Here is an 8,025-nt window from a genome sequence, read left to right on the forward strand (position 1 = left end):
CGCATCCTCCGCACCTATCCTCACGGACTAGCACTATGCGTCAGCTATGTACTTCCGCCACCTCGCAGTGTACTGGAGACTTTCACTCCCTAGTCGATTGCGCTGCCAAGCGCACAAGAAGGCTGTCGGCCATCGTCCTTTGACGATGGGACAGCCTTCTTTTCGTATGAACTGAACTGCTTCTAGCTACAGCTTATAGATATCTGTGTATTTATTCGTTAAATAAGTGACCAAATACTGCGGGTCCAGCGGTTTGCCTGTCACGCTCTGAATGAGCTCAGAAGGCGTTCTTAGCTTGCCGTATTTGTAAATGCGTTCAGTCAGCCATTGCTTGATCGGCAGCAGGTTGCCTTCTCCGACATTTGTCCAGAAGCCCTCCAGCTCCCGCTCCATTGTGTCAGCGATTTGTGCCGCATACATATTACCGAGGGAGTAGGACGGGAAGTAGCCGAATGCCCCGCCTGACCAATGTACGTCCTGAAGCACGCCCTCTGCATCATTTGGCGGCGTAACGCCTAAATACTCCTTGTATTTATCATTCCAAATCGCTGGCAAATCCGCTGCTTTGGCCCCGCCATTAAATATAAGCTTCTCCATCTCGTAGCGAATAATGATATGCAAATTATAAGTAAGCTCATCTGCTTCAATTCGGATCAGCGAGGGTTGTACGACATTGTTACCGCGGTAAAAATGATCAACGCTGACGTCAAGCTGCCCAGGGAATCGTTTTTGAAGCTCGCCGAAATAACGATTCCAGAACGGCCTGCTGCGGCCGATTACATTTTCCCAGAAACGGGATTGCGACTCATGGATGCCCATTGATGTTCCAGTACAAAGGGTCGTGCCAATCAACTCTTCCATAATATTTTGTTCATACAGTGCATGACCGCCCTCATGTATCGTGCCAAACAAAGCACTCGTTACATCGTTTTCCAAATATCGTGTGGTAATGCGAACGTCACCTGGGCTGAGACCTGTAGCGAACGGATGCGCGCTTTCATCCAGCCGTCCGGCTTCGAAGTTGTAACCCATTTGCTCTAATATGTATAAACTGAATGCTTTTTGAGCGGACTTGTCATAGTTTTGCTTAAGAAACGAAGTATCTGGCTGATGAGGCGAATTCGCGATTGCTGCTGCAAGCGGAACTAACTGCGAGCGTAAGCCGCCAAAAACCTGATCCAATTCCCCAACCGTCATTCCCGGCTCGTATTGGTCAAGCAGTGTATCATACCGAGTCGCTTTAGGTCCCCATAGATCGATAAATTGGTTCGTGTATTGAATAACCTTCTCTAAATACGGTTGAAATCCCGCATAGTCATTGTTCTCCTTCGCTTCCTCCCACTTCGATTCAGATTGAGAGGCAAGCACCACGTATTCTTGATAAAGCTTCGGTGGAATTTTTACGCTTCGGTCATACTCCTTGCGGGTCTCGGAAACTAAGCGCTGTTCAATTTCGGTTAGATTTGAAAATACGGTCTTATCCTCTAAAGTGGAGATTAAGTCCCCTAGCTCAGGCGAGGTGGCAAGCTTGAACTGGTCAGCGGATAAAGCCCCGATTACCTCGGAACGATTATCCATTCCTTTGCGGGGAGCGCCCGTACGCAAATCCCAATAGAGGACACCAAGTGCTTCCTCATAGCTTTTTATTTTACGGATCGTTTCCTTAAAGCCTTGCAAAGCTTCATTTTGATTAGCTGTCATCGTTATTCCACCTTTCTCATTTCCTGGATAAATCCTACTCTTCAATTGAGCCTTCATTGGAACTTCACTTGATCTTGATTAATTCAATCCTTATAATCATCTTAAACCTGCTAGTCATACTGTGCAATAGAGAGAAAGCGAGGAAATCAATATGCATATTACTTTTTCGAAAGCTGCAACCGATCGGCTATCTCCCTATTTAAATGACGGAATCACACACCTTAAGCTGCTTCATGATATGGAAGGCTGCGGATGTGTCGTCAGCGGTGTTCCGACTCTTCAACTCATAAACGAACCCTCTGTGGACGATAAGCTTGCGCAAGGCGATCCTTTGCCTTTCTATTATGAGCCCCGTCATGAGATTTATTATGAACCGATGCTTCGTGTCGATTACGATCCGGCGCGCAATACCTTTACTCTAAAAAGCGACAATCAAATTTACACATCAAACCTTCGCTTCTTAACTGAGGGAAGTGTCGTATGAACAAAATAGATGATATTTTATCCTACAATAAACAATTCGTAGAAAATCGTGAGTATGAGAAATATTCAACGAGTAAATATCCAAATAAACGGATGGTCATTGTCACCTGTATGGATACAAGACTGACCGAAATGCTTCCCAAAGCGATGAACCTCAAAAATGGCGATGCCAAAATAATTAAAAATGCAGGTGCAATCGTTACTCAGCCCTTCGGAAATATTATGCGGAGTATCCTGGTTGCTTTATATGAGCTGCAAGCTGACGAAGTATTTGTTATCGGGCATAGTAATTGCGGCATGACGGGAATCAATCCCGAGCTGATCATTCAGCATATGGAAGAGCGGGGCGTATCAAGCGAGACGATCACAACTTTGAAGCATTCTGGTCTAAATTTAATGCGCTGGCTTACCGGCTTCGATAACGTGCGGGACAGCGTAATAAACAGTGTTAGTATTATTCGCAACCATCCCCTGCTGCCAATGAATATTCTGGTCCATGGATTGATTATCGATTCAGAAACGGGTGAACTAGAGCTTGTAGATGATGCTTACAAACAAGCCTGACAACAAAAACGAGAGCGTAACGGGTGTAAAAACTACCCTTCACGCTCTCGTTTTTTTGCTGCATAAGCTTCCATTCTGGCTAATATCACTTCGGATCGGTCCCGCTTCGTGTGCCTATGAATGATCGATTCATCATGGAGCGGGCTTGGCGTTCCCCATTTTAACCCCCGCTGCTCGCATGCCTGCTTGCATAAAGCAGCAACCTCATCATTAATGATTAGGAAATCGATGTCGCTATACAACCTGTCCTCTCCCGTCTGCAAGGAGGTAATTCTTAACTTCAATTGCTCAACGAGACTGTCTTTCTTGATGCCTAGCTCAGCCAGCGGTGCCATAAACAACTTCCGTTCCGCTTGTACAAGCATCTTCTCCGCACCACGTCGATTGCCTCTGCGCTCATGATAGAGGCCGACTGCTAGCTGAATAAGGCCAACCCATGTCAGCGAGAGCGGATCTTCAGGATGCTCCTTCCAATACTCCTCAAGCAGCTCATGGCATTCGAAATAATCTCTAGAAGCATGGAACTCCACCAGATAATCAATATAAGCTTTGGGAAATAATTGCATATGAGCCTCCTTACCTTTTTCAAATAGCTTTCTGTCGTATTCCATATTATTAAAAATATTAGCATATGTCGCTTATACTTTCATACATTTAAACCAATCCTATAGGAAGAAATGAAACCTTTGTTTATATTAGCCGTATTCTATTTCTATAGCAATGGAAATAACAAAGATATCAGGAGGAGAACAGACAGATGAAAAAGGGATTCATGGTCATGCTGGCATTCGCGCTATTCTTCACTTTAGGTTTCGGTCAATATGCCGATGCAAAACCGCGCGGCGGAATAAAATCTCCAAAACAAAGCGTTACGCAAAACCCTAAAAAATCAGAAAACGTCAGCCAGACTAACCCGGGAACAAAAGCAGGCACGACTGCCGGCACAACAAAACCTGGATTTTTTAGCGGCGGCAGCTTGATGAAGGGGTTAATGATCGGCGGCTTGGCAGGCTTGATGTTCGGCAGCTTATTTGCCGGATGGGGTGCTTTTGGCAATATTCTAGGTCTTATGATTAACCTGCTCGCTATCTTTGCAGTTATCATGCTCATAAGGGTAGCATTCGTTTATCTGCGCAGCAAACGTAACCCGCCAGACCGACGGAGACCTTACTAACCGTGCGCATTTATACGGATGAAATTATTAACGCGATCTGCCTTAATATGGCCGACCGCAGAGGAGTAAGCCCTACAGACGTTGAAGTGCAGCTCTCCTGGGAAGAAGAATACGGCTATACGGCCGAGGTTTGGGTCAATGGACGCAGCCAATACATTATTGAAGCTAATATCCTCGAAGCCATCGAGCAATATATATATAAACAATACAACCGGCGTGTTTTTCGCTCCAATATAACTTTAGATGCAGATGAAGAATTTTGGGCAGATATAACTGAAGAATAGAAAAATGCATCCTACAGCTGACCTTATCGTGACGATAAGAAGCTCTGGGATGCTTTTTTTTATGGCTATATAAGTCTACCCATCCCATTTCCATTAATTACTAGAGATATTTTCATAGCTTTCGAGCAACCTCCCTCTTCCTCATGCGTCTAACCACTTGACTAGAGAGGAGTGAATACAGCTTCAGATGAGAAAAAGAATGAGTACGGCTCTGCTGCTGCTATTGTTCTGCCAAACCCTAATGACGTCTGTTAGTGGAATTGCAGATGCAGCAGCAGCAGCGCAAATGACGAAGTTTCGTGTCTATCAGAATGACCAAGCGCTTCGTGAATTTGCAACTGAAACGCAAGCTATCACTTATGCAGGAAAATTTGGCTACAGCCATGTCGAGAAAATTGCCAATCGCGCATGGGTGTGGGACAACTTTCCCCGTTACAAGGTTTATCAGAATGGCCAAACGAACCCAAAATGGGAATTTACCACTTATGCTAAAGCCTTATCCGCAGCAAAGACATTAACCAACGTACATATTCGCGATCTAGAAAACATTGGCTGGGTCTATCAGTCTTATGCCAAATTCAGGCTTTATCAAGGAGAGAATACCAGAACGAATTGGTCCTTCCTTACCCTTGCAGCCGCCAAGCAAGAAGCCAAAAAATGGGGTAACGCGCACGTTATCGATTTATCGACGAACACTTGGGTATGGAGCAATCTTACCTTTGCTCAAAAAACAGCCCAGCGAAAGGCAACTCCCGTATACCAAATCACTGTGAATGGTAATCCTGCTCAGGATCAACCTATTTACTCCTTCCTATACGATGCCATACAAGCATCCAATGCCATTCCAGGAAGCGAGGTTCGCAACACGGCAAACGGAAAAATCGTTCATTCCAACGTTCCTGCCTATTTGGTTATGCAAAATGGCGTTACGCTGCATTCCTTCATAAGCTTGGATAAGGCTGTTCAGCTGGCTAAGAAAACGTCGAATACTGAAGTTATATACAAAGGCTATGTTTATTGGTCTGGCATTCCGTATTTAGCTGTCTATCAGGGAGAAAAGAAGATTAGATCCTTTAATGCAATAAGCAGCGCGATTGCTTTTGCGAAGGGCTATTCCAACAGTACCGTAAGGACGATCGAAGGACGTAAAATCTGGGGCAATACAAAAAAACTTATCTATTTGGCTTGGAATGGAAGCGCGACAAGCTCTACCGTTATCAATCAGGTTGCAAATACACAAGGCTTATCCATTGATTCCCCTACTTGGTTTGAGCTCGCATCCGCTGATGGAAAGCTGACCGATACTTCAGATCAAACGGTAGCGAATACCTTTAAAGCGCAGGGGATAAAAGTCATGCCTCTTGTTCACAACCAATTTAACAGGAAAATGACGACGGAGTTTCTAAAAAACACATCCGCTCAGCTGACGTTTATTAATAATCTCACTTCAAAGCTGGCACAGCTCGGCGTAGCTGGCATCAACCTTGACTTTGAAGAGGTGGCCGGCAGCGATCGAAAGGCATATACAACCTTTGTAACTGCACTCGCAAAAGCCGTTCATGCCAAAGGGCTGCAAATATCCATCGACTTGCCCCGCGGCAGCTTGAGCTGGAACCACTTGACAGCCTATGATCATGCCGCATTAGCAACAGTAGTGGATACCGTCATCATTATGGCTTATGACGAGCATTGGAGCGGCAGCGAAACCCCTGGTTCAGTCGCTGGGCTGCATTGGGTTGAAGAAGGCGTAAAACAATTTTTAAGCTATGGCATTCCTCGAAATAAGCTTATGCTTGGCATTCCGTTCTACGTAAGGGAATGGAAGTTGGACAGTATGAATAAGCTGGTTGGGAATCGCGCCATTTTTATGAAAGAGGTTCCTAAGCTGATTGCCGAGACGAATGCTCATGGGGTGCTGGACCCTGTATCCGGACAAATGAAGTATAAGTACGTCAAGGACGGTTACACCTATCTGTTCTGGGCGGAAACCGAAAGCACGGTAAAAGCACGCATTGATATTGCCAAAGCCTATGATCTGGCAGGTGTTGCGGCCTGGCGGCTTGGCTATGAAAGTTCATCTTTGTGGACCATGATGCTGCGAATGAAGTAAATAGCTTCCCCCAATCTTTATCCATAAGATTGGGGGATTGTTTTACTGATCAGGATCCGAATTCTTTTTCCAAGGCGGATCTCCCAGCTTATGCAGCTTTGCATGAATCAAACTGATAACCACCGGAATACAAACCGTCAGCAGCGCGCAAAAGAAGCTTAATCCCGAAGGTATCGCACCAATGTTCAAATCGATATTCACTGCCCATCATTCCTTTTCTCTGTTTTGTTCACGGAACCAATCCTTCTTATTTTCACTGTGGAGGTAACCGAAATTTCGCTCTTGGAAAAATAATTCGTTTCCGTATCCCAATTGTTTTTTACTTTATTCCATACTTTCGGTTTATTTTGCTTCAAATATGCCCCCATGCCCAAAACATCTTTTTTATACTCATTCTGCGTTTTCGAAATTGTTTTTTGAATGATGCTCACAACCTCCTCCTTGACTTTCTTCTGAATCTCATCTATCGGGTCCTGTTCAAGGAAATCGATTCGTTCAAAGGTTTCTGAAATTCTTCCCTCGATGGAAACATGGATATGAAATCGAATGGGCTTGAGTTCAGTTGTATCTGCTTGAATTTTTCTTTCAATACGCTCAATTTCAAATACAACCAAACTATCGCCCATTTTGACCTCCAGAGCTCCCCCGTTAATTTTGGGCTTTATTAGATTAAGACCTTGTGTCTCCGTCTCGTTCAAGAAACCAACCAAATTATTTTTATTGGCATCCATGACGGCTGCTCCAATAAGCGATACATCCTTGTTCACCGCGGTTACTTTTTCAAGATCGAAGCTTTCATTTTTCAGCAAATACTCATGAATATCTCCAATCCTTGTTTCAGCCACCATGCTGATGCTTTGTTTATGTTTAGAAATCGATTGAATGAACATAACCGGTCCTTTCTCGCCTTCCGGAGTAATTTCAAAAACTTTACTCGCAGCGCCTTTAGCAATCATGATCGAAACGTTTCTACGAGCGTCATTATTCCTCAGGAAAAAGTCCAGTACATTTGCAAACCCATATTTTGTCTTGGCAACCTTCTCTGACACTACAATCAGTTTTAGATGTTCAAAGAAAGGCATACGGCTCGTTTGCGTTGACATCTTAGCAATAATCGCCTGCATGCTTTTTCCTTCGAAAGACACGTTGAAATAGGTTTGCCCCGACAGCGTGCCGCCCTGCTGGCTCATCTGCTTTAATCCTGCTGGAATGACAACCTGGAAGGTTACCTTAAAAGTTTGCGCGCTGCCTTTGTACTCGGGATCTGCGGGTTCAGACCCTTCGTCAATCGCAACTCCAATTACAAAACCACGCTGCTCCAGCTCGATTCTATCCCAACAGCCCGAAAGGAAAATGCAGGTCACGGATAAACAAAGGAAAAGCATCATTTTTCTTCGCACTCGTTACACCCCGCGTATTTTGGCTATAAGCAATAATATTCCCGGAATAATCATCGCGGTAACAAGACCCAATAGGCTGACAAGCATCCCTAAAGCCGCAAGTTGAACGATATTTTGCGGCATCATCGAAACTAAAAAGATGATCGGACTGACTATATATAACACCTTTTTCTTATCCAGCTTGATCATATTATAATGCTCCCATAGGTTGAGACACGGGAGGAAGAAAAATAAGTTATAATGAAGCAATGGAAAAACGGAACCGATATACCTCAGAGTTTAAGACGAAGGTTGTACTGGAGGTCCTCC

At 44.5% G+C, this 8,025-nt stretch carries 10 protein-coding genes; 5 read left to right on the top strand and 5 right to left on the bottom strand.

Features of this window, described 5'->3' with window-relative positions; genetic code table 11:
• Positions 1-186 precede the first annotated feature (186 nt).
• Positions 187-1,701, bottom strand: a complete 1,515-nt coding sequence (locus RCO25_RS33875; protein WP_309000448.1) for a carboxypeptidase M32 — start codon at positions 1,699-1,701, stop codon at positions 187-189.
• Between the two features lie 151 nt (positions 1,702-1,852).
• Between RCO25_RS33875 and RCO25_RS33880 the strand changes: the two genes are divergently transcribed.
• On the top strand, positions 1,853-2,185 hold the full coding sequence (locus RCO25_RS33880) for an iron-sulfur cluster biosynthesis family protein (protein ID WP_309000449.1): 333 nt from the start codon (positions 1,853-1,855) through the stop codon (positions 2,183-2,185).
• On the top strand, positions 2,182-2,748 hold the full coding sequence (locus RCO25_RS33885; protein WP_309000450.1) for a beta-class carbonic anhydrase: 567 nt from the start codon (positions 2,182-2,184) through the stop codon (positions 2,746-2,748). The genes RCO25_RS33880 and RCO25_RS33885 overlap by 4 nt, the downstream gene beginning before the upstream one ends.
• Positions 2,749-2,780: 32 nt before the next feature.
• Here RCO25_RS33885 and RCO25_RS33890 read toward each other — a convergent pair whose 3' ends face one another.
• A complete protein-coding gene (locus RCO25_RS33890; RefSeq protein ID WP_309000451.1) occupies positions 2,781-3,314 on the bottom strand; it encodes a DUF309 domain-containing protein in 534 nt (177 codons plus the stop codon).
• Positions 3,315-3,505: 191 nt separating this feature from the next.
• Between RCO25_RS33890 and RCO25_RS33895 the strand changes: the two genes are divergently transcribed.
• The 3 genes from RCO25_RS33895 to RCO25_RS33905 all read left to right on the top strand — a co-directional run bounded on the left by RCO25_RS33895 (position 3,506) and on the right by RCO25_RS33905 (position 6,316).
• Positions 3,506-3,922: a hypothetical protein gene (locus RCO25_RS33895; RefSeq protein ID WP_309000452.1), complete on the top strand. Its 417-nt coding sequence runs from the start codon at positions 3,506-3,508 to the stop codon at positions 3,920-3,922.
• Positions 3,923-3,924: 2 nt separating this feature from the next.
• A complete protein-coding gene (locus RCO25_RS33900; protein WP_309000453.1) occupies positions 3,925-4,206 on the top strand; it encodes a YxcD family protein in 282 nt (93 codons plus the stop codon).
• A 187-nt stretch (positions 4,207-4,393) separates the two neighbouring features.
• Positions 4,394-6,316 (top strand): glycosyl hydrolase family 18 protein, encoded by a 1,923-nt coding sequence (locus RCO25_RS33905; RefSeq protein ID WP_309000454.1) that lies wholly within the window; start codon positions 4,394-4,396, stop codon positions 6,314-6,316.
• Between the two features lie 42 nt (positions 6,317-6,358).
• Here RCO25_RS33905 and RCO25_RS33910 read toward each other — a convergent pair whose 3' ends face one another.
• The 3 genes from RCO25_RS33910 to RCO25_RS33920 are packed head-to-tail and all read right to left on the bottom strand — an operon-like array spanning position 6,359 to position 7,905.
• Positions 6,359-6,517, bottom strand: coding sequence for a hypothetical protein (locus RCO25_RS33910; RefSeq protein WP_309000455.1), 159 nt, complete (start codon positions 6,515-6,517; stop codon positions 6,359-6,361).
• The gene (locus RCO25_RS33915; RefSeq protein WP_309000456.1) at positions 6,514-7,716 is read right to left on the bottom strand and encodes a Ger(x)C family spore germination protein; all 1,203 of its coding nucleotides are present in this window, start codon (positions 7,714-7,716) and stop codon (positions 6,514-6,516) included. Before RCO25_RS33915 ends, RCO25_RS33910 begins: the two co-directional genes overlap by 4 nt.
• Before the next feature lie 3 nt (positions 7,717-7,719).
• Complete coding sequence (locus RCO25_RS33920) at positions 7,720-7,905, bottom strand: hypothetical protein (RefSeq protein ID WP_309000457.1); 186 nt, start codon at positions 7,903-7,905, stop codon at positions 7,720-7,722.
• Positions 7,906-8,025: the final 120 nt, after the last annotated feature.

It is taken from the genome of Paenibacillus sp. LHD-38 (assembly GCF_031157315.1).
Lineage (GTDB): Bacteria > Bacillota > Bacilli > Paenibacillales > Paenibacillaceae > Pristimantibacillus.

What these genes read in the sequence shown, in the direction of transcription:
- RCO25_RS33890 (WP_309000451.1), bottom strand. Translation starts at nt 3,314, where the DNA reads ATGCAATTATTTCCCAAAGCTTATATTGATTATCTGGTGGAGTTCCAT.
- RCO25_RS33920 (WP_309000457.1), bottom strand. Translation starts at nt 7,905, where the DNA reads ATGATCAAGCTGGATAAGAAAAAGGTGTTATATATAGTCAGTCCGATC.
- RCO25_RS33905 (WP_309000454.1), top strand. Translation starts at nt 4,394, where the DNA reads ATGAGAAAAAGAATGAGTACGGCTCTGCTGCTGCTATTGTTCTGCCAA.
- RCO25_RS33880 (WP_309000449.1), top strand. Translation starts at nt 1,853, where the DNA reads ATGCATATTACTTTTTCGAAAGCTGCAACCGATCGGCTATCTCCCTAT.
- RCO25_RS33895 (WP_309000452.1), top strand. Translation starts at nt 3,506, where the DNA reads ATGAAAAAGGGATTCATGGTCATGCTGGCATTCGCGCTATTCTTCACT.
- RCO25_RS33875 (WP_309000448.1), bottom strand. Translation starts at nt 1,701, where the DNA reads ATGACAGCTAATCAAAATGAAGCTTTGCAAGGCTTTAAGGAAACGATC.
- RCO25_RS33885 (WP_309000450.1), top strand. Translation starts at nt 2,182, where the DNA reads ATGAACAAAATAGATGATATTTTATCCTACAATAAACAATTCGTAGAA.